Genomic DNA, 19,751 nt, shown 5'->3' with positions numbered 1-19,751 from the left:
CGGAACGGCCGACGCGGACTTCCATGGCCAGAAACGCTCGAACGACACCCGTGCTTCGACACCGATCCCGATGCCAGGCTCTACCGCAAGGGTAAAGGCAAGGAGACGAAGCTGTGCTTCATCGGCCATGGGCTGATGGAGAACCGCCACGGTCTGCTGGTCGACGCCTGCCTGACGCAGGCCGACGGGCATGCCGAACGGGTGGCCGCGCTGCACATGATCGAGCCGCATGCCGACCGGCTGACAGCGATCACGCTTGACGCGGACAAAACCTACGATGCAGAAGACTTCGTTAACGAGCTGCGGTCGATGAACGTGCCGCCGCATGTTGCGCAGAACACGAGCGGCCGCAGTTCCGCGATCGAGGGGCGAACAAACCGGCACGGCGGATATGCCATCAGCCAGCGCATCCGCAAGCGCATCGAGGAGGCATTCGGCTGGATCAAGACAGTCGCCGGGCAGGAGAAGACCAGCTTCCGTGGCCGTGATCGCGTCGCATGGGCTTTTACCTTCGCTGCCGCCTGTCATTCGGCCCTTTAATTGCAGTTTGTTGTCAAGCTTACATTTCTGAACTCGCCCACGGCACGGTGGTAGTGCTCGCGCCGTCGGAGCTGGTCCGGATTGCGGAGACGGCGCGGGCGCGGCTGATACTTGCCCTGCCGGCCATGGCATTAGATTGCCCCGCTTGTTGATGTCTTCGCTGGGGTCATGGTCCTTTCCGAGGTCGCGCAGCGCCTCATGATGATGTCCGGGTCGGACGCCTCAACGTCTGCAGCGGAGTACAGTCAAGCCGCCACCAGCCGAATGAACGAGGTCGCCACAACACCGTCCCAGCGGGACATCGCCAGTCCGGCAGACCGGACCAGGAAGTTTACAAAAACGGATCAGGCTTCCTTTGCCTGGCCCCAGTCGAAGGATGTGCCATCGACCCAGATACAGTGAAGAACGATGGCGATTTTGCGCGCGATGGCGACCTTTGCCTTTCGCATGCCAATTCGCTTGGCGAGCTTCATGCCCCAAGCCTTGAGAGAGGACCATTTCTTCGTTCGATAAAGCAGGACGGTCGCCGCCTCGTACAGGTAAGTTCGAAGAAGACGGTCGCCCCATCGTGATATCTTGCCATTGATGTCAGTTTCGCCAGACTGGTTGCGTCGAGGCGTAAGACCCAGATAGGCGCCGACACTTGATGCCGATCGGAAGCGCGATGGGTCGTCGATCGTATGGCGGAAGGTCAAGGCGGTCACCACGCCGACACCAGGAACCGTCATTAGGCGGCGCGTCGTCTCATCTGACTTCGCCAATTGGCGGATTTCGTCGTCGAACTTGCTTTGCTGCTTGCAGATCTGTTCATGGATCGACAGAAGCGGCGCGATCACACCGCGGAGCTGATGATCCTCGCCCAATAGCTCGCAGACCTGATTGCGAAACTGCCGTCCGATCGCACGTGGGAAGAGCAGGCCGTATTCTTTGATTAGACTGCGGACCTGGTTCTCGATATCTCGACGAATGGCCACGAGCCGAGATCTCGCGACGAGTATCGCGCGTATCTTCTGACTTTCCTCGCTCTTGACTTTGACTTCTCGATACCAGCCGACCCGCACCAGTTCGGCCAAACCTCGAGCATCATTCTGATCGCTCTTGTTCATGCGTACGGACAAAGCCGCGTGGGCATGACGCGCGTCGATGCAGACCACCGGAAGATCAACCCTACGAAGTTCATGCCAGAGCCAACTCGCCATCGCCCCGGTCTCGAATCCGATGCGCTCCGCCTGTGGCGCTCGCCTGCGAAGCAGTGCCGTCAGCGCCCCCGGGTCGGACTTGGCCTTTCCCTCGAACAAGACCTGACCCACTTCGTTGACCACGCATACTGACGTTTCTTTTTGCGAGACGTCCAGCCCAACATATTGCTTCATAGTCCCCTCCGATTCGCGAGATTGCGGAAGGCTTGAACATAGCGGACCTTTCGAGCCGCGGGCGCCGACCGCAATTACGTCATCGTTTGCAATATTGGCTCTGACGCACTTTTGGTGCAGCTCATTCATTGAGCGCCCATCAGCCTAGCCTGAAGCAAATCGATTTTGCCGCGGCCGTACATTTGCCGTCTGACGAGTTTGAGGCGCCCTCGGTCTGTCCGTTGGACCAGGGCGAAGTGATCGCCGCGCGAACCGCCGCTTCATCGTTCGTCACGCCGCGGGCGAACGATGCGACAAGGCTGGCGCGAGCACGATCGATCCAGGGGGACAGCTCGGCAGCGGCTCTTCGCCGGATCATGCCCGTGGAATTGAGCGATGATCTCTCGAGCCTCGACCAGGGTGGGAACGCCAGCTTCGATGGCGGCGACAGTTACGGTCTCTGCCTTCGACAGCGTATCCCGTCCGACCGTCATCAGACGAGCGATCGCTCTGGCTGATGGGATCCGGAAGGTTTTCGACATCTGCCTTTTCGGCCCGCCGTTTGCGGTCGTCCATTCGCCGACGACACGAAGGGAGCCTCGGAAGCCCCGCGCCTGCAAGCGGCGCCAGAGTTCAGCCCCGTTTCGACAGCCGGACGCCCACTGATCGTCGAGCCATGGCAGATGCTGATCGAGCGAATTCTGCCGGGTCCGGAAGACATCGTGGTGCTCGCCACGGATCACCTGTCGCACCAGCTTCCTGCTATGGCCGGTCTGGCGCACGATCTGTTTGACCGGTGTGCCGCTCTTCGACAGGGCCAGGATGGCCGCGTTGGTCTCTTCGCGCCGGAGATAGCCCTCATACTGGAGGCGCTCGGCGGCGGTGAGCAGCTTGGGATCAATCGTGGTCGCCCCGATTGCGCTGCGGATCTGGCGCATCGATTTGCGGACGGCATCGAGGAAGGCCCGACTGGCGTTCTCCATCAGATGCCAACGATCCGCGACCTGTATCGCGTGCGGCAGGGCCTTTGCCGCGGCTTCGCCATATCCTCCACCGCGGTCGCGCGCGCCGATCGCGATCGTGGGACGAGCAGCGAGCCAGGCTTGGGCGGTCGCGGGCTCTCGGTCCTGCAGCAGCATGACGATTCGGCGCCTTTCCAGATTGCAGATGATGCTGGCGTATCGGTGATTGCGCCGCCAGGCCCAATCACCAATGCCGATGACCCTGAGCGGGTCAGCCGGCGGACGGCTACGGCGTCGGACCACGCGAAGGAGCGTATCCTTGCTCACCGGCAGCATCCGGTGTCGAGCTCACGGCGGCGCGGGCGCTCAATCAGGTTGAGGCCAAGCCGGACCTTGTCGCCGTGGCGGTGGGCAAGTCAAAGGTCTGCCAGACATCGATCAGCCGCTCGAGTGCCGCGCGGACCTCGGCAATAAGTAAGTTGAATTTCGCGATCGCCATTTCCTTTTATCCAAACGCTCGTATTGCGCAGCGCATTTCCCGTGGGTGCCCCTGGTGCGAGCAAGCCTATGCCGCTGGGTGTGCGGTAAAACTTCCCCCATGCGCCGCCCCGTCGACCCGAGATTGCAGCCCAAGCGCGTTCTTCAACCAGCTTCAGGATAAACACGAACGCGTGAGCCGCCGTCCGTTTCCAGCAACTCGGCCCTGTAAGGCACGCCGCGGATGTTGATATACGTCGGGCGCCCGGCTTCCGGCATGAGGTGCTCCCCCTCTAGTGCACGGACAAGGTAGGGCGGAAGCCAGCGTTCGCGGTGCTGCCATCCCCCGCGGATAAGAAACCCAAGATCAGCTATGGGCTGCCGCGATGGCCCAGCTTCATTCATCGGCCTCGCGCGAGGATGATGGATGAGACGAACGTCCCTGTGCTCTCCCGGCCCAAACGTGGCCGAGTAATGCTCACCGTTGATCGCGAACTGGCTTGGGCCGAACTGGTTCGGCATGAGATTGATGTTACTCAGTACATCGATCAGGACGTCCGAGGCCGGTTGGGAGCCGTGGTGCCAGCCCTCGCCGACGATAGATCCGATATCCAGCCGCTCCTGAGGGGCCCCTGATGGCCCAGCGAACGACGGCGGTCTGGCGAGGTCAGGCGCCGGCACAGAGTGAGCGTCGTCACGCAATTCATACGGTGTGGGCGGATTCAAATTAACCAGCGGCTCAAGACCGCCGTAGACGTCTGACGAGGGACGCCTCGCAGATGATAGTGACGCGGGTTCTTGCATCTGCTCTCTAAACCAATCCCAAGCGCCCGCGCTCGGGGTGGCTGGCGTTGCCGGAAGCTCCTGAAGCGAGCGCGGTTGCGGGCCGCGGTGCGGTGTGAACGAGGATGACGCGGGTTCTTGCATCTGCTCTCTAAACCAATCCCAAGCGCCCGCGCTCGGGGTGGCTGGCGTTGCCGGAAGCTCCTGAAGCGAGCGCGGTTGCGGGCCGCGGTGCGGTGTGAACGAGGATGACGCGGGTTCTTGCATCTGCTCCCTAAACCAGTCCCAAGCTCCCGCGCTCGGGGTGGCTGGCGTTGCCGGAAGCTCCTGAAGCGAGCTCGGCTGCGGGCCATGTTGCGGTGTGAATGTGGACGACGCGGGTTCCTGCATCTGATTCCTAAACCAATCCCAAGCTCCCTCGCTCGGGGTAGCTGGCGTTGCGGGAAGCTCCTGCGGCGACCCGGGCTGCCGAGCGCCTTCCCCGGCGAGCGGACGCGCGCTCCAGGAGGAGACAGCCCCAGCGCTCTGTTCGCCTCGAGGACTTGCTGGTAGCGCCGAAGCCTGAGCAAATCGGCGTTAATTTTGGTGTCCGCGGTTTGGTTCCTATACTCCTCAACATCTTGGGCCAGCCCATCGTCATTCAGTCGGCCAGCCATGGCCCCTTTTTCGCGCGTTTGCAGCCAATCACTCAACCTGGAAAGGCGGCGAGCCTGTCTATCGACAGTCTCCGGCTCAATCCTGCGTGTCGCCTTTTCCGCCGCGGCCCACATGTCGATGAGGGTTGCGTCTGCCGGATAAGGAGCCAAGCGCCGGATATCGGCTGACAAGGCCTTTCCGGCGCCGACGTCCCGGAGCTTTTTCAATGCCGCTTTGATGCGCCTGCTGCGATCCTTCGCATAGGTTTCCACATCGTCATCCAACCCAGCCACCAACTCGGGGTTACCAATTCGATCCGCGAGTGATGGCCTCCCGTTCTGGCTAAGTCGGCCACTCAAATGCCGCAGATCGGCTATCGCATTTTTGATGGTGCCGTCGCCCAGTACTTTGCCGGTGCCGTCGTCCCGGGTGACCTTGGCTTTGCTCTTGAAATCCTCAAACAGCTCCTCGTCCTCCTCAGGGACCCCGCGTGTTCGGCCGGGCTGCTTGGCGTAATCCACCCGAAACTTCGTTGAAAAGACCTCTTGCTGAGCCGTGGAGCCGGACGGCTTTTCGCTGCGACTCGTCCCAAACGCCTTTCCGACGCCTGACTTGATACGTGACCACAGGCCGCTATTCTTGCTGTTCTTCGTCTGAATCGCGGGCTGCTCCTCAGATGGCAAAGTGTAGCGCGCACTGCTGAACAAATCATCCCGCAAATTGGACTGCGGCGGTACTTGGGCCGAATCTCGAAAGTGAGCTCGGGGGATGTCTACGCTGTGGCGCGTGCTGCTGAACGAGGTGTCCCTCAGCCGGGAGTGTGGCGGCATCCGCACCGAACCGCCGAAGTCAGTGCGCCGGATTCCTCCATCGCCCTTTGCGGGACTCTCATCAGGCGAACTAGACGTTGCGGAGCTCTCATCAGACGAGTTGAGTTGTAACTCGTTCATCTGCTGCTCAAAGCTAGCTTGCTCCCTCGTGTTGCCCGATTGCTGCCCCGCGCGCGACTGTTGATAGTACGCTTGTGCGAACCCTTCCACATCAAAATCAAACAGCTTAAAATTGTTATTCGTTCGCTCCATGGCACCTCACATGCAAAGCTCGTATCTGGCGCACGGTAGGGTGATCGAGTGAAAGCGGTGGAGCCTTCGGCCGAGATTCCGACTGTCGAAGCCTGAAGACAACTGACAATCAACAATCGTTTGCCGCGACCGAGACCGCCGCCACGCCCCTCCGACTCCGAGATCAAGCAATCGGGTGTTCATTTCCTGATGACGTCGCCGTCTAGATATCGAGGTTCTCATGCTAGGAGAGTTACCTGATGAGAAGCTGACGAGTCTCAGAAGGTCACAAATGAGCTAATGGCGACCGCGTTGATTTCTCCAGAAATCTGCCGCGTACTCGCCACGTGATTTTTGGGCCAAGCCACGCACGATGCCGTCCCGACACGAAGCGGGCAAACAGCCTTGCCAAGCGCTCGGACATTACGTCTGAAAGCAAGACGATCAGACTTGAGGAATTCTTGTATCGCGGGAATTCTCCACCTGTGGAGCCCGACTCAAGACGACGGCTGTGGCATCGCCATCAATTCGAGATCGCGGAGCATGATGTAGTTCCGCCGGATCTACTGATGCAACTCGGTGGAGGTATCCTTCTCTTTGCGCAGATATCCGGTGAACGAAAAGCTCAGTAGCGCCGAAAAGCGGAGTACACGCGCGCCATCCATGGCTTCAAGTAACTCGCCGCGCAGCATGATTCATTGTAGACGGTGATTAGCGCCCACGGCGGAATCCGCCACCGCAGCATCTCATAGCTACGCGAGGAGGCGCGGTCGGTGCCGGCGACGAATAGGATGACGGGGGCGACACGGCGGCGGAGCGCCTCCTTGATGAAGCCGATCTCCTCGCACATCTTGAAGAATTCATCAAAGGAATGGAAGCCGAGGTCGATTACCTTGGCCACCCGGTCATGCAGGATAAGCCGGTCCATCAGCTGCATCTTGCCGTAGGTGTCGATCACATCCGCCGTCTCAGTAATGTTAGGGAAGGTAATCGACCAGTGACGGCTCCTTCAGGTTGATGTCGAACGAGAGCGCAGTACCGTTCTTCAGCAGCAAGAACTCGCTCATGAGGCGAGAGACGAGGGTCTTGCCGACCTGCGGGCTAGGAGAGCAGATGATGTAAATGGGCGTGGCTAACATTGCCAGTAATATCAAGCGAATTTCGTACGTGGTGCAGACGTTCAATCGCCGAACGAGCGACTATTTTTCGCCGCCGCGGGTCACTGACTTGGCGCCGGCCAAGTCGGTCAAGTTAATGCGATCATATTCGCGCCAGACATTCGCAAGCCAGTGCCGAAAATAGCCGCGCAGCACGAAGGAGTGGTTCGCGGCATCGGCGTGCCGACCCTTGTTGGCTACGAAGTTGACGAACGGGACGGAAGCAACTTCGACCTGCTCATAGGCCATCTCATTGAGCTTAGGGATCGTCAGCTCGGTCGCGTTCTTGATGCGGTGGAAATAGGAGTTGTAGGTCGACTCGTCCCACTGGAAGAATTGAGTGTCGTTCATGAAGTTCTTGACCAGAAAATACGTTGCACCAGTCATGAAACTGGCGGTCTCGGCGATCTCGTCCCGGGAAGCGATGGATGATCCCAAGATGTGGAATACGGCAAAGGTGATCTGGCCGGACCGCGCGGCATCCAAAAAGCCGATGTCGCGCAAGGATGCCAGCGCCGGAGACAGCAAGCCTGCGCGGGCGTCGATCACCGTGACGGATAACCCTGAGTTAAGTGTGTCGAAGATCTTCATCTGATCCGCAGTCGCGGTCATGTCGACGATCTCGGTCATCTCGGGGTGGAAGCGCTTCAACGTTCCTCGCGGCGACTCAGTATCGAATGCGCGTGTCTGCACGTTATTGGTATTGAAATAGTCCAGAAGCGTTCGGGATACGGTCGTCTTGCCAACCCCACCCTTGTCCGCACCCACCACAATCACAACTGGCTTTGTCACGGAATCCCCTTAAAGCACTCGCTACCGCCGACCGCGACGTGTGCAATCAGCAAATCTCTGCTTTGGATGCGAAGATGGCAGAAACAAGGGATAGTGGAATCTTTGACGCGTCACCAACGCGATTGGTGGGGATTTCTTGATGCGAGGTCATCAGTGACGTTGGGATACGGACGACTAGTTGCTGTGTGCGGTGTTCCACGTAAGGTTTGTGAACATGCGAACGAGCCGTTCTCGGAAAAAGCGACTGCGGCGATGATCACCGCGACCACCATCAGCGGTACATCGCCGTATATAGATGAGCATCAAACAGCTTGAATCTCACGTAGCGTCAGGTTGTAGGCTTGGAAGAACGATGACCAAGGCTACCACGCAGGCGTCTATGTCTCATTTGATAAATCATTTCGAGCGGCATGCCTTGCGAGGTCGACCTTCTCGCTTGCGGATGATGACCGATCATTCGGGTACATCTTGTACAAGGATGGGAAGCGCTCTCGCCGGTTATTGGAATGATACTGAAAGCTGGCAAAGTCGCATGTGGCCTGGGGAGTGTCGGATGATACGAATGCTGAATGCTTGGTGATGTAAGTTGCAATTGCGTAGGTCGCGCACCGCCCGCGCTGCGATCAAGCTACCAGAAGCTCGCGAAGAGACGCGCTCCCGCTGCATAGGCAGTCGTGTCCGGCCGGGGTGCCGGCGTGGACCAGGCAACGTTCGTGTAAAAGGCCGCCGCAGATACTAACTGAGATTCGTGCCATGCTTCGAAGAAGACATCCGCGCCGGGATATCGTGGGGGTGCGCCACGACATGCAACGCGGTGAGCCAGCAGGCCTGAGGTCAGGCAGGTATCGAAGCGTGCGAGCGCATAGCTGCATGTATGTCGCGGCTTGATAACCCTCTGATTAAGGAAGTCGGGCTCAGGGCCCTTTCGTTCTTCGCATCATCATTCGGTCGACACTTCAACGATGGCCGAATACCGTAATGCAACGATCAGAATAGCCGAATGTTCGGGCGATGAAAGCGGAGCGCTTCAGGAGTTGAACAGCCAAAGTCTAGCATCGCTGGTGAACGGTTTCAGCAAGTGGCCGGAAGAGGCGGCCTCTCGCCAAGCCACGATCGCAATCGCGGGTGACGTCCTTCGCCCCGGCGACCGGCTCTCCCACTTTGATCAGCAGGACTGGCCGGCCGCTTACGGCTCACCTTCGGCTCTCTTCATCAGCGCGGATGCCCAGAGCGCGACGATGACCGCGGTCCTCAACATGCGAACGCCGTCAGGTCGGAATCTCACTCGGCGACCGCGCCCCATGACATCGTCGTCGGACCCGACGTGCAGGGCTCGCTCAGAGTGCGTTTCCGCCAACAAACTTGGAGACGGCAACCGGCAGGCATCGGTGATGCGGCAGCCTGTACGGCCAACGCCAGCACCACTGGATGCCCCCGCCGCAAATTGCCAGATACCAGATTATGCTGCGATGCCGAGCGCCCTGGCCGTGAAGTCGCCAGAGGCAAGATGATCCCCGAGCAGGCGTTCGAGTTCGGCACGAGACCCAGGGTCGTCGTTTAACGCACGTGTTGTCGTGGTCAGCCGTGTCCGGTTGAAGACGTAATTTCCAGGCCCGACACTGCGCAGCTAGTAGCCCGCCGGCGTGACGCGAAGCACATGGTGTTTCTTCTTCAAGCAGCCTCGCACAAAAGGTCTTGTGGCACGCCGATTGCTGGGAGACGGTGAAGAATCCGTTACGACAATGGCGGTATCGCAGGCACCGGCCCGGGAGTTTAGATGAGACTTGCTCAGTTGATCCAAATCAATGCCATCACTGCTGCACTGTTGAGTGCTGTACCGCCGATTGAAGCCACATCCGTCGTGGTGCCGCTGTCATTAGGCCAGCAGCGGCATTGGTCCTATCGCGTCTGATCGTCGGCAGAGAGGCACATCCCGATCGCGCCTCGGTCGCGGCGAGCTGGGAGCGCCTGCCCTTCAGTGGCTTCGGAATTGGTCGCGAATGAGGCGCTGTGCACTACCTTCGTGGAGGGGGCGGCGAGCCGTTCCAGCAGATCGGCGGCTGGAGTTAAGACAGAGAGCTCGATTGGCGCGCAAGAGCTTTGAACCGAGAGAACGAAGTACATTTGCTGGCCGCGGCGCAGAACCACCCTGCGGCACTGGGCTGGGCACCATGTCTGAAGCTGCTCTGTGACCATCGTGCCCCAGGAGAAAAAGGATGAAGCTTGGACTGTTTTATGAACACCAGTTGCCGCGTCCTTGGGAGGACGGCAGCGAGCGAAAATTGTTCAGTGATGCGCTGGAGCAGATCGAACTGGCCGATCGGCTCCGATTCGATCACATGTGGGAGGTTGAGCATCATTTCCTCGAGGAGTACTCCCACTCATCCGCACCCGAGGTCTTTCTGGGGGCTGTATCCCAGCGTACAAAGACTATTCGCATTGGTCACGGCATTTGCCTGTCCTCCCCGAATTACAACCATCCGGCACGGGTGGCGGAGCGTCTGGCGACGCTCGATTTGATCTCTGGGGGGCGCGCCGAGTGGGGGACCGGAGAATCCGCGTCGCTGATCGAGATGCATGGCTTTGGGATCGAGCCCGAGCAGAAAAGTGCCATGTGGCGGGAAGGGGTCGAGCAGACCGCCAATATGATGACGATGCAGCCGTATCCCGGATACGACGGGCAATTCTTCACAATGCCGACCCGTAACATCGTGCCAAAGCCGGTCCAGAAGCCGCACCCACCGATCTGGATGGCGTGTTCACGGCGCGACAGTATTTTGCGTGCCGCGCGTTACGGGGTAGGGGCGCTGGTTTTTGGATTTGTGGAGGCGTCGCAAGCGAAAGTGTGGCGCGACGAGTATTATCAGATCATCAAGTCCAATGAGTGCGTGCCCATTGGGCATTCGGTAAACGCCAATATCGCCACTCTCAACGGTATGATGGTTCATGAGAACGCCGAAGAAGCGATGCGTCGAGGACTCGATGGTTTCAAGTTCTTCGGTTATTCGATCGCGCATTATGCGGTATATGGCGAACACCGTCCTGGGCGCACGAATTTGTGGCGGCGCTTCCAAGCGATCAAGGACGAGATGAAGGAGACGCCAGGCTCAGGCAGCATCGGACAGCCCAGGAGTGTTCGCGAGCATCTCATGGGGTATGCTGATGTCGGTATCGACCAGATGATCTTTATCCAGCAGTGCGGCATGAATAAGCACGAGCATATCTGTGAGGCACTTGAGCTGTTCGCCAAAGAGGTCATGCCTGCTCTGAAAGAGCGGGAAGACGAGCGCGTCCGACGTAAAGAAGAGGAGCTGGCTCCCTACGTAGAGGCGGCACTTGCCCGCAAGTCCTCGATGCCCGAGCTGCACGAGTCGGACATCCCGAATGTCGAGGCGATTGGCATCGTCCTTGAGCGTTGTACAGGTAAGGACTACGCCTCGGCCGGTGGCACCTTCGCGGACCCGACCCGCGGAGGCGCCATTCCGATGGCTTCACGCGAGTCCTTCGCCAAGTCGGCCAAGGTCGACTGACGCGAGGGCCGCGATGGGATCTGGCCGAGTTCATGGGCGGGTGCCCTCAGTGGCCGGCAACGGCCGAGGAAATCGGCCACGCATCGCTCACAGTCCTAAGAAGCTTGTGTGCTGGCCGCGCCAATCCTACAAGTGATTTCTCTGCGAAGCTGGGAACGCGGAGTCGAACCCAAAGCTATGCGTCTAAGTTTTCTGGGTGACTACGTTGATCGGGGTAGATGCCGAATGCCTCACCCCCTGAATCCAATTGCCCCTTTAGCTGATGGATGCCCCAATTCATACGCGAAATCATGGGTACTACTCAGTTATCCGAACTGGGCTGAGCATTGAAATCCTATAAGCATCTGCGCATCCGATGAAGATATCCCAAGCCTTTGAAACGGCTCACCGGCTCCCGAACGTGCCGCCCACACATAGGTGCAGCCGCGTGCACGGCCATTCCTATAGGGTCGAGGTGCAACTCGATGGACCAGGGATAGAGCTGGTCCCGGTCGTCTGAACAGAGTTTCCGCGTCGATAGGTGGAGCCTCTGCCGGGGTTAGGCTGCCATGCGGAGTGGCAGCGGGGTGAAGTAGGCGTGATCCGGCGTGCTGCCGTCAAGACTCGAATGGGGACGCCTGCTGTTATAGAAGTCGAGATATCGGCCGATCGAGCTGCGCGCCTCGCTGACGCTGTCATAGGCCCGCAGGTACACCTCCTCGTATTTGATGCTGCGCCAGAGCCGTTCGACAAACACGTTGTCCCGCCATGCGCCCTTGCCGTCCATGCTGATCGCGATGCCGTTGTCGGCGAGCACGCCGGTAAAAGCCTGTCCGGTGAACTGCGAGCCCTGATCGGTGTTGAAGATGTCCGGCTTGCCGTGACGAGCCAAGGCATCCTCCAGCGTCTCGACGCAGAAGGTCGCTTCCATGGTGATCGACAGCCGCCACGACAGAACACGACGTGTTGCCCAGTCCAGCACCACGGCGAGATAGACGAAGCCACTCGCCATCGGGATGTAGGTGATGTCCATCGCCCAGACCTGGTTCGGTCGCGTGATCTCCATGCCGCGCAGCAGGTATGGATGGATCTTGTGGCCGGGCTCGGGTCTGGTGGTGCGCGGACGGCGATAGAGCGCCTCTATCCCCATCCGCCGCATCAGCGTCTTGACATGCCGGCGGCCGATCTTGCACCCCTCGGCAGCCAGCAGGCCTCTCAGCATTCGCGAACCGGCGAAGGGAAACTCCAGATGCAGCCGGTCGAGACGCCGCATGATCGCGAGATCGGCGTCCGGCACCGGCCGCGGCAGGTAATAAACGCTGCCGCGGCTGATCTGCAAAACTTCCGCCTGCCTGGTGATCGACAGATCATGCTCGCGGTCGATCATCGCTTTGCGCTCAGCAATCCCGCCTTGGTGAGCGCTCCTTCTAAAAAATCGTTCTCCAGCGTCAACTCCCCGATCTTGGCATGCAGCGACTTCACATCGATCGCAGGCGTGGCCGGCGCAGCGCTGCCAGATCCAAAAACTCCGGAAGCGCCGCCCTCCAGCTGCGCCTTCCACGCCGTAATCTGATTGGGGTGGACGTCGAACTGCTCGGCAAGCTGAGCTATCGTCCGGTCGCCCTTGACGGCGGCAAGCGCCACCTTCGCCTTGAAGGCCGGTGTGTGGTTCCGGCGTGCTCGTCTGCTCATCGTCACTCCTGATTCGCAGGCACCAGCGTGCCCGCTGTCAGGCAGAAACTCCACTTATCGACCTGTTCAAATTTGCGGAGCCGGCTCTGATCCTGGACTGCACCCCTCAAGTGAGACACGATAATCTCGGTGACAGTGCGGTTGCCACGACGGGTTATCGTGCCTTGTTTTGCGCGAACGCGGCTTCGAACTCAAGGGGTGATTGATAGCCGAGCGCCGAGTGCAGGCGTTCCTTGTTGTAGACGTCCGCGATGAAGCTATCGATCCGGCGGCGCGCGTCTCTGATGTCGGAGAACGCCTTGCCGTTTACCTCTTCGGCCTTGAGCGTCTTCATGAAGCTCTCAGCCTTGGCGTTGTCGAACGGGTTGCCCGGCCTGCTCATGCTGATCGTGATGTCACGATCCGCCAATATTTGGCGATAGGCGATCGAGGCGTATTGGGCGGATTCAATCGGTCCTCGCAACACTCTAGCAAAAGAGGTTGCGATGAAGAGATTCAGGCGTTCGGATCGGTGTGTGCGAGCAGCGTTGAGATCGCCAGGCCGCCCTTCAGGGGCGCGGCGAGAGAATTGTAGACAGTTCTGGATCGCGATTGCCTCCGGGCGCTCGAGCGAGGATGCTGCGGTAGACGCCAGGGTGTCGCCGGCGGTCGGAGTACGCTGGTTCCGGAGGGCGGGCGGCGTGCCACCAACACATTTCTCGCGGTCGTCAAAACCTCCATCAGGGCGCTACCTTTCGTTCGCCGAACGGGAGGAGATCGCCATTTTGCGCGCGCAAGGTCAGGGAGTGCGAGCTATCGCGCGTCAGCTTGATCGCCCTCCCTGCACGATCTCTCGTGAGCTCCGACGCAATGCGGCGACCCGCGGCGGCGCTCTAGATTATCGAGCGACCACGGCACAATGGCACGCTGATCGGTCGGCCCGGCGGCCAAAGCCAGCGAAGTTGGCAGTTAATCCGTTACTCCGAGATTATGTGCAAGACAGGCTTGCCGGTATGATCGCGTCTGCGGACGGGGCGCCCCTCGTCGGCCCCAAGGTAGTGTGGAAGGGGCGTCGGGCTGTACATCGACAGAACAGACGCTGGGCAACGGCATGGAGCCCGGAACAAATTGCTCGCCGCCTTCGGTTCGACTTCCCCGAGGATGAGACGATGCGCATCAGTCACGAGGCGATCTATCAGGCACTGTATGTGCAAGGTCGAGGAGCTTTGCGCCGCGAACTGACGGCCTGCTTGCGTACCGGGCGGGCGCTGCGGATGCCAAGGGCGCGTGCACGCAGGCAAGGCAGAAACTTCATCTCTCCCGAGATCATGATCAGCCAACGTCCGGCGGAGGCGGCAGATCGAGCCGTGCCTGGCCACTGGGAGGGAGACCTCATCTTGGGCGTCGGAAGTTCCGCGATCGGGACCTTGGTGGAGCGTACGACGCGCTTCACCATGCTGCTGCACCTGCCGCGCATGACTGGTCATGGCCTCGAAGCTCGCGTGAAGAATGGACCGGCACTCGCCGGTCATGGGGCCGTGGCAGTGCGCGACGCGATCACCCGCAAGATCATCACCTTGCCAGAGCAACTGCGTCGATCGCTGACTTGGGATCAAGGAGCTGAGCTGGCTCAGCACGCACATCTGAAGATCGACGCCGGCGTGCAGGTCTACTTCTGCGACCCTCATAGCCCATGGCAGCGCGGCAGCAACGAGAACACCAATGGGTTGCTACGCCAATACTTTCCAAAAGGCACCGACCTCAGCATGCACAACGCCGATGACCTTGAGGCCGTTGCTCTTGCACTCAATACCAGGCCTCGCAAAACCCTTGGCTGGAAAACACCCGCGGAAACTCTCGACGAATTGCTACGAATGAGCGATACACAAAGTGTTGCAAGGACCGATTGAATCCGCCCTGCACGCCGCGATCGGAGTGGTGGATCAGGCTGCCGCGCTGCGGCTTGCGGGCTTCGATTGCCCTGTCCAATGCCGCGATCGCGAGTGAGGCATCGAGCGTGTTCTCGAAGGCCCAACCAACCGCCTTGCGCGAGAAGGCGTCGAGGATGACCGCGAGATAGGCGAAGGTCTTGGCGAGATGGACGTAGGTGATGTCCGCGACCCAGATCTGATCAGGAGCGGACGGTACCAGGCCGCGCACGAGATTGGGCACCACGACGATGTCCCTTGGTCGCTGTGCAGGTGGCTTCAGGAATGGCGCCTTGCGCTGTGCGAGAAGATTGTCCTCGCGCATGAGCCTGAGCACTTTCTTGGCATTTACGATCATGCCTTTGCGTTGGATGGTCGCTGTCACGCGCCGGTAGCCGTAGAACGGATGCTTTAGGCAAATGCGTTGGAGCTGGTCGCGCAACTCGCAGTCGGCCGTCTCACGACTGCGTCTGTTGAGATGCCGGTAATAGGTCGCGCGCGGCAGCCCGGCCAAGCTGCAGAGCCGTTGCACGTCGGCGTTGGAATCCGTTGCCTCCGATGTCATGGCTTGGATGACTTCGATGATGCGGATGCGGGTTTGCCTTGCGCTACCGGACGCTCCAATGCGCGCAAGGCCTGCCGAAAAAAATCGAGATCCATCTGTTGGCGGCCGACCAGCCGTTCGAGTTCGGCGATGCGGGCATTCGCTCGCGCCAGTGCAGACCGCTTGTCGTCATAGGTTGCTGGAGCTTTTAGCTTCCGGGGGCCAGGCTTCGGTCCCGGCTTGCGGTTCAATCCCTCCGGCCCATGCGCCTTCCAAGCCTTGATCCAGTCGTGCAGGATCTTGCGGGATATCCCAAGCTCGCGAGCCACAGGCAGAACGGCTTCGCCTTGCTCGACACGCTTGATCGCCTTCAGTTTGTACGCCGTCGGAAACTGACGGTTCTTCCCTCTTGCTGCCACAGGTCATCCTCGGAATGCCTGTCACCGAGATTATCGTGTCTCACTTGAGGGGTGCAGTCCAATCCTGTCACCGGATTCGTCGTAAACTTTTCTGACCTAGATCATCAGTGCACTTGATCATTGATGCCTAAACGAAGTCGAGGGATTGGAGAATCCTACGGCAGAGAACATTGCCGTTTTGATCTTGGAAAGATTGAAGCACAACCTTCATCAAATATTATCCGTTCGAGCCTACGAAACCTCCGATTGTTGGGCTGAATATGAGGGACGATGACAAGAAAAGCACCTTGTTTGGCCTGCTTCTCGTCGTCGAATTTGCAATCCTTCGAGCCCTACAGCTTGAAAAAAGCGTGCATCTCAAACCCCTTCTGCCCGAACGATCGATTCCCGCTCAAGCGCTAGGAGAGTCTTCACAGGCCGATTGCTTATGGGTCCCGGATCACGCTCGCTTGTTCGGCACGCGGAGGACTACTCTGCCGCGACCTGTGGTTCTCGTTTAGATATGCCCGGTACGCCAACGCAATGCCCTCCCTCAGCGAGGTGCGGGCTCGCCAGCCGAGCGCGGTGAGATGGCAGACATCGAGCAGCTTGCGCGGCGTGCCGTCGGGGCGCGAGGTGTCAAAGCTGATCTCGCCGGTATAGCCGACAGTTGCGGCCGCGACACGGGCGAATTCGGCAATCGTGGTGTCCTCGCCGGTGCCGATATTGACTAGTTCGTCATCCGAATAGGTCTTCATCAAATGGATGCAGGCGTCCGCGAGGTCGTCGACATAGAGGAATTCGCGCCGTGGCGTGCCGGTGCCCCAGACCACGACCTCGCTGGCGCCGGATGCCTTCGCCTCATGGAAACGGCGGATCAACGCAGCCACGACGTGGCTATATTCGGGACGATAATTGTCTCCGGGGCCATAGAGATTGGTCGGCATCACATTGATGAAGTCGGCGCCATACTGGCTCCGATAGGCCTCCACCATCTTGATCCCGGCGATCTTCGCAATCGCATAGGGCTCGTTGGTCGGCTCCAGTGGGCCGGTCAACATGGAATCCTCGCGCAGCGGCTGCGGCGCCAGCTTGGGGTAGATGCAGGAGGAGCCGAGGAACATCAGCTTCTCGGCTCCGTTGACATGCGCCGCATGGATCACGTTGGTCGCGATCGCCAGATTGTCGTAGAGGAATTCGGCGCGAAGCGTGTTGTTGGCGACGATGCCGCCGACCTTGGCGGCAGCGAGAAACACCACCTGCGGACGTCTGGCGGCGAACCATTGGTTGACCGCCCCCTGATCACGCAGATCGACCTCATTGCGGGTCGTTGTCAGCAGTTCGACATCTTCACGCCCCAGCCGGCGCGCCAGTGCGGAACCGACCATGCCGCGATGGCCGGCGACGTAGACGGTCTTGCCCTTCAGCTCAAAGGGAATGCTTACCATGAGCCGCCTCCCGTCGCGCGTCTTCGAGGTCGCTCGCGACCATCTCCTTGACCAGCTGGGCAAAGGGCGTCTTGGGCTTCCAGCCCAGTTTCTCCCGCGCCTTGCTGGCGTCGCCAATCAGAAGGTCGACCTCCGTGGGCCGGAAATACTCCGGATCGATGCGCACCACGGTCTTGCCGGACTTCTTGTCGACACCGGTCTCCTCGACGCCCTTGCCGTGCCATTCGATGCTGCGGCCGACTTCGGCAAAGGCGACTTCGATCAGTTCGCGCACCGAGCGCGTCTCGCCGGTGGCGAGCACGAAATCGTCAGGCTGATCCGCCTGCAGGATCAGGTGCATGCCCTCGATATAGTCCTTCGCATGCCCCCAGTCGCGCTTGGCCTCGAGATTGCCGAGATAGAGCGTGTCCTCCAGCCCCACCTCGAGGCGGGCAACGCCGCGCGTGATCTTGCGGGTGACAAAGGTCTCGCCGCGGATCGGGCTCTCATGGTTGAACAGGATGCCGTTACTGGCAAACATGCCGTAGGCCTCGCGGTAGTTGACTGTGATCCAGTAGCCGTACAGCTTGGCGACGCCGTAAGGCGAGCGAGGGTAGAACGGCGTGGTCTCCTTCTGCGGGATCTCCTGGACCAGGCCGTACAATTCCGACGTAGAGGCCTGGTAGAAGCGCGTCTCCTTTTCCATGCCGAGAATGCGGATCGCCTCGAGCAGGCGCAGAACGCCGACCGCGTCGGCGTTGGCGGTGTATTCCGGGCTTTCGAAGCTGACGCCGACATGGCTCTGGGCAGCGAGGTTGTAGATCTCGGTCGGCCTGATCTGCTGCATCAGCCGGATCAGGTTGGTCGAGTCGGTCATGTCACCGTACTGCAGCAGGAACGGCACGTTGCGGGCATGCGGGTCCTGGTAGAGGTGATCGATCCGCGCCGTGTTGAACGAGGACGACCGCCGCTTGATGCCGTGGACCTCATAGCCGAGGCCAAGCAGATATTCGGCCAGATAGGCACCGTCCTGGCCGGTGACGCCCGTGATCAGCGCCACGCGCCGCTGTGAATCCTGAGCCGCCATTCTCTCTCCGGTTACGCGCAAGGGAAGGCTGTCATTTGCGAAGTCTAACTGAAAGCCGATTCAAATCAGGCGGTTAGGCCGCAAAGTCAGCATCGGCCCGGGCAATGAATGCTGGAGCCGCCCTTTGCTTGAGCTGTGGCGCGATTGTGACGAGCTACTTTGCATTTCGGCAGCAATGACATGGTACGACGCGCCTGTTGAAGAGCCCGAGATACGCCGGCGACCGCATCCTAAAAAGCCACGTATTGATCGAGAGGCGCGCATAATCCATCCCTTTATCGTCACGCCGGCGCATGCACTATATATACATTGATATACATTGCGCAGGGAGGGCGTGCGTCAAAGTTCAACGGACCTCCGCGAGGCCATGTAAGTAGGCAGCTGCCGAGCGCTCTCCAGAAGTTCTCCACAGGACTGCTGTCTAGGCTTCAGCAGGCCTTCTCTAAGAGACCGCATATTTCTATGGAACCCACATCTTCCTTAACAGTACATCAGCAGATTGTTTCTCTTCTTCAAAAGCCGGATCGCGTTATCTTGGACATCGGCTGCAACGACGGAACCGATACGCGAAACTCGAGCTCTGCCCGCAGGCTCAGCTCTACTGCTTTGAGCCAGATCCCCGAGCGGCTGCTCGCTTTAAGAAAAACATGGATCTTACCTCAACAAGGTGAAGCTATTTGAGATCGCGATCAGTGACCGAAATGGCATGATCGATTTCCATCCAAGCAATGGAAATGCAGATGCGAAGGAATGGGATCTCTCTGGCTCAATACGCCGACCCAAGAATCATCTCGTGGAACATGACTGGTTCGGTTTGATCATCCTATCTCAGTTGAAACTCGACAGTTGGATGACTGGTGCAGCGAGGCGAACTTAAAACACATCGATTTCATCTGGATGGACGTGCAGGGAGCCGAGTCCGATGTGATCGCTGGCGGCAGACATACCTTAAGCAACACGCGCTTCGTCTACACGGAATACAGCGACCAGGAGCTCCATGAAGGGCAGCAGTCCCTGCAAGCCATCCTTGACTTGTTACCTTTGTTCGAAGTCGTGACCCAGTACCCCCACGGAGTCGAGGGTGATGTCTTGCTTAGGAACACGAGCCTGTAGAAGGGCTGTGAGCGCGTGTACAAGGCCGCCGAAGAGGTAGTCGGCCTCGGTCAATATGGGCGGACGCTGACCGTACTTACCTGCAGCTCGGTCGGCGAGCAGGATCACGACGAAGAGGATGAACAGACCTGATCGAGAGATGGACGCCACGGTTCCGGTGATGAACCCTCACTCGCCTGCGATCAGCTCTTCGATAAGAACTCGCAAGTACCCAAATCCCGAAAAGCCGCAAGCCCAACAAAAACAGCTTGAATCTCACGTTGCGTCAGGTTGCAGGCTTGAAAAAATGCTGACAAAATCCATCATCAGCAACT

The 19,751-nt window shown here is 59.5% G+C and carries 15 protein-coding genes and 4 pseudogenes; 8 read left to right on the top strand and 11 right to left on the bottom strand.

Annotated features, from left to right (window positions below; genetic code table 11):
- Window positions 1-7: 7 nt before the first annotated feature.
- Window positions 8-540 (top strand): annotated as a pseudogene (locus tag ACFXS9_RS19360) (transposase); the annotation flags it as partial.
- A 344-nt stretch (window positions 541-884) separates the two neighbouring features.
- Here the strand turns inward: ACFXS9_RS19360 and ACFXS9_RS19355 are convergent.
- The 3 genes and pseudogenes from ACFXS9_RS19355 to ACFXS9_RS19345 all read right to left on the bottom strand — a co-directional run bounded on the left by ACFXS9_RS19355 (window position 885) and on the right by ACFXS9_RS19345 (window position 3,353).
- The gene (locus ACFXS9_RS19355) at window positions 885-1,913 is read right to left on the bottom strand and encodes an IS110 family transposase (protein ID WP_392699863.1); all 1,029 of its coding nucleotides are present in this window, start codon (window positions 1,911-1,913) and stop codon (window positions 885-887) included.
- 125 nt (window positions 1,914-2,038) lie between these two features.
- A pseudogene (locus ACFXS9_RS19350) lies at window positions 2,039-3,202 on the bottom strand (ISL3 family transposase); the annotation flags it as partial.
- A 22-nt stretch (window positions 3,203-3,224) separates the two neighbouring features.
- Window positions 3,225-3,353, bottom strand: coding sequence for a hypothetical protein (locus tag ACFXS9_RS19345; protein ID WP_283807557.1), 129 nt, complete (start codon window positions 3,351-3,353; stop codon window positions 3,225-3,227).
- 1,756 nt (window positions 3,354-5,109) lie between these two features.
- Here ACFXS9_RS19345 and ACFXS9_RS19340 point away from each other — a divergent pair.
- Window positions 5,110-5,286, top strand: a complete 177-nt coding sequence (locus tag ACFXS9_RS19340) for a hypothetical protein (RefSeq protein WP_392691195.1) — start codon at window positions 5,110-5,112, stop codon at window positions 5,284-5,286.
- Window positions 5,287-6,308: 1,022 nt separating this feature from the next.
- Here the strand turns inward: ACFXS9_RS19340 and ACFXS9_RS19335 are convergent.
- Together ACFXS9_RS19335 and ACFXS9_RS19330 are read right to left on the bottom strand one after the other, a co-directional pair.
- A pseudogene (locus ACFXS9_RS19335) lies at window positions 6,309-6,950 on the bottom strand (hypothetical protein).
- A 60-nt stretch (window positions 6,951-7,010) separates the two neighbouring features.
- The gene (locus ACFXS9_RS19330; RefSeq protein ID WP_392691192.1) at window positions 7,011-7,760 is read right to left on the bottom strand and encodes a hypothetical protein; all 750 of its coding nucleotides are present in this window, start codon (window positions 7,758-7,760) and stop codon (window positions 7,011-7,013) included.
- A gap of 1,777 nt (window positions 7,761-9,537) precedes the next feature.
- Between ACFXS9_RS19330 and ACFXS9_RS19325 the strand changes: the two genes are divergently transcribed.
- From ACFXS9_RS19325 to ACFXS9_RS19315, 3 genes and pseudogenes are all read left to right on the top strand, one after another.
- Window positions 9,538-9,672, top strand: coding sequence for a hypothetical protein (locus tag ACFXS9_RS19325; protein WP_274542316.1), 135 nt, complete (start codon window positions 9,538-9,540; stop codon window positions 9,670-9,672).
- 304 nt (window positions 9,673-9,976) lie between these two features.
- Window positions 9,977-11,290 (top strand): LLM class flavin-dependent oxidoreductase, encoded by a 1,314-nt coding sequence (locus ACFXS9_RS19320; protein ID WP_063800216.1) that lies wholly within the window; start codon window positions 9,977-9,979, stop codon window positions 11,288-11,290.
- 355 nt (window positions 11,291-11,645) lie between these two features.
- A pseudogene (locus tag ACFXS9_RS19315) lies at window positions 11,646-11,762 on the top strand (6-pyruvoyl tetrahydropterin synthase family protein); the annotation flags it as partial.
- A 66-nt stretch (window positions 11,763-11,828) separates the two neighbouring features.
- Here the strand turns inward: ACFXS9_RS19315 and ACFXS9_RS19310 are convergent.
- Window positions 11,829-12,961, bottom strand: a protein-coding gene (locus tag ACFXS9_RS19310; RefSeq protein ID WP_392685372.1) for an IS3 family transposase whose coding sequence is annotated in 2 segments (ribosomal slippage) — window positions 11,829-12,706 and window positions 12,706-12,961 — 1,134 coding nt in all. Because the reading frame shifts where the segments join, the coding sequence is not laid out codon by codon here.
- 154 nt (window positions 12,962-13,115) lie between these two features.
- Window positions 13,116-13,427 (bottom strand): transposase, encoded by a 312-nt coding sequence (locus ACFXS9_RS19305; RefSeq protein ID WP_392691187.1) that lies wholly within the window; start codon window positions 13,425-13,427, stop codon window positions 13,116-13,118.
- Window positions 13,428-13,446: 19 nt separating this feature from the next.
- On the opposite strand from ACFXS9_RS19305, the gene ACFXS9_RS19300 reads away from it, so the two are divergent.
- The gene (locus ACFXS9_RS19300; protein WP_392691184.1) at window positions 13,447-14,850 is read left to right on the top strand and encodes an IS30 family transposase; all 1,404 of its coding nucleotides are present in this window, start codon (window positions 13,447-13,449) and stop codon (window positions 14,848-14,850) included.
- On the opposite strand, the gene ACFXS9_RS19295 is transcribed toward ACFXS9_RS19300, so the two are convergent.
- Together ACFXS9_RS19295 and ACFXS9_RS19290 are read right to left on the bottom strand one after the other, a co-directional pair.
- The gene (locus ACFXS9_RS19295; RefSeq protein WP_392691181.1) at window positions 14,747-15,433 is read right to left on the bottom strand and encodes an IS3 family transposase; all 687 of its coding nucleotides are present in this window, start codon (window positions 15,431-15,433) and stop codon (window positions 14,747-14,749) included. The two genes, ACFXS9_RS19300 and ACFXS9_RS19295, sit on opposite strands and share 104 nt — an antisense overlap.
- Window positions 15,430-15,831 carry a transposase gene (locus ACFXS9_RS19290; protein WP_392691178.1) on the bottom strand — a complete coding sequence of 134 codons (402 nt, stop codon included), beginning with the start codon at window positions 15,829-15,831 and terminating at the stop codon, window positions 15,430-15,432. The genes ACFXS9_RS19295 and ACFXS9_RS19290 overlap by 4 nt, the downstream gene beginning before the upstream one ends.
- Window positions 15,832-15,976: 145 nt before the next feature.
- Between ACFXS9_RS19290 and ACFXS9_RS19285 the strand changes: the two genes are divergently transcribed.
- On the top strand, window positions 15,977-16,105 hold the full coding sequence (locus ACFXS9_RS19285; protein WP_392691175.1) for a 6-pyruvoyl tetrahydropterin synthase family protein: 129 nt from the start codon (window positions 15,977-15,979) through the stop codon (window positions 16,103-16,105).
- A 151-nt stretch (window positions 16,106-16,256) separates the two neighbouring features.
- Here ACFXS9_RS19285 and ACFXS9_RS19280 read toward each other — a convergent pair whose 3' ends face one another.
- Both ACFXS9_RS19280 and gmd read right to left on the bottom strand, forming a co-directional pair.
- Window positions 16,257-17,258 (bottom strand): GDP-L-fucose synthase family protein, encoded by a 1,002-nt coding sequence (locus ACFXS9_RS19280; RefSeq protein ID WP_392691173.1) that lies wholly within the window; start codon window positions 17,256-17,258, stop codon window positions 16,257-16,259.
- Window positions 17,239-18,324: a GDP-mannose 4,6-dehydratase gene (gene gmd / locus ACFXS9_RS19275; RefSeq protein ID WP_392691170.1), complete on the bottom strand. Its 1,086-nt coding sequence runs from the start codon at window positions 18,322-18,324 to the stop codon at window positions 17,239-17,241. The genes ACFXS9_RS19280 and gmd overlap by 20 nt, the downstream gene beginning before the upstream one ends.
- An 804-nt stretch (window positions 18,325-19,128) precedes the next feature.
- On the opposite strand from gmd, the gene ACFXS9_RS19270 reads away from it, so the two are divergent.
- Window positions 19,129-19,437 (top strand): FkbM family methyltransferase, encoded by a 309-nt coding sequence (locus ACFXS9_RS19270; protein WP_392699861.1) that lies wholly within the window; start codon window positions 19,129-19,131, stop codon window positions 19,435-19,437.
- Window positions 19,438-19,751: the final 314 nt, after the last annotated feature.

The organism is Bradyrhizobium sp. RDI18 (genome assembly GCF_043203335.1).
Taxonomy (GTDB): Bacteria; Pseudomonadota; Alphaproteobacteria; order Rhizobiales; family Xanthobacteraceae; genus Bradyrhizobium; species Bradyrhizobium retamae.
The sequence above is the reverse complement of the archived record's forward strand: the minus strand, read 5'-3'. Positions and strand labels throughout refer to the sequence as shown.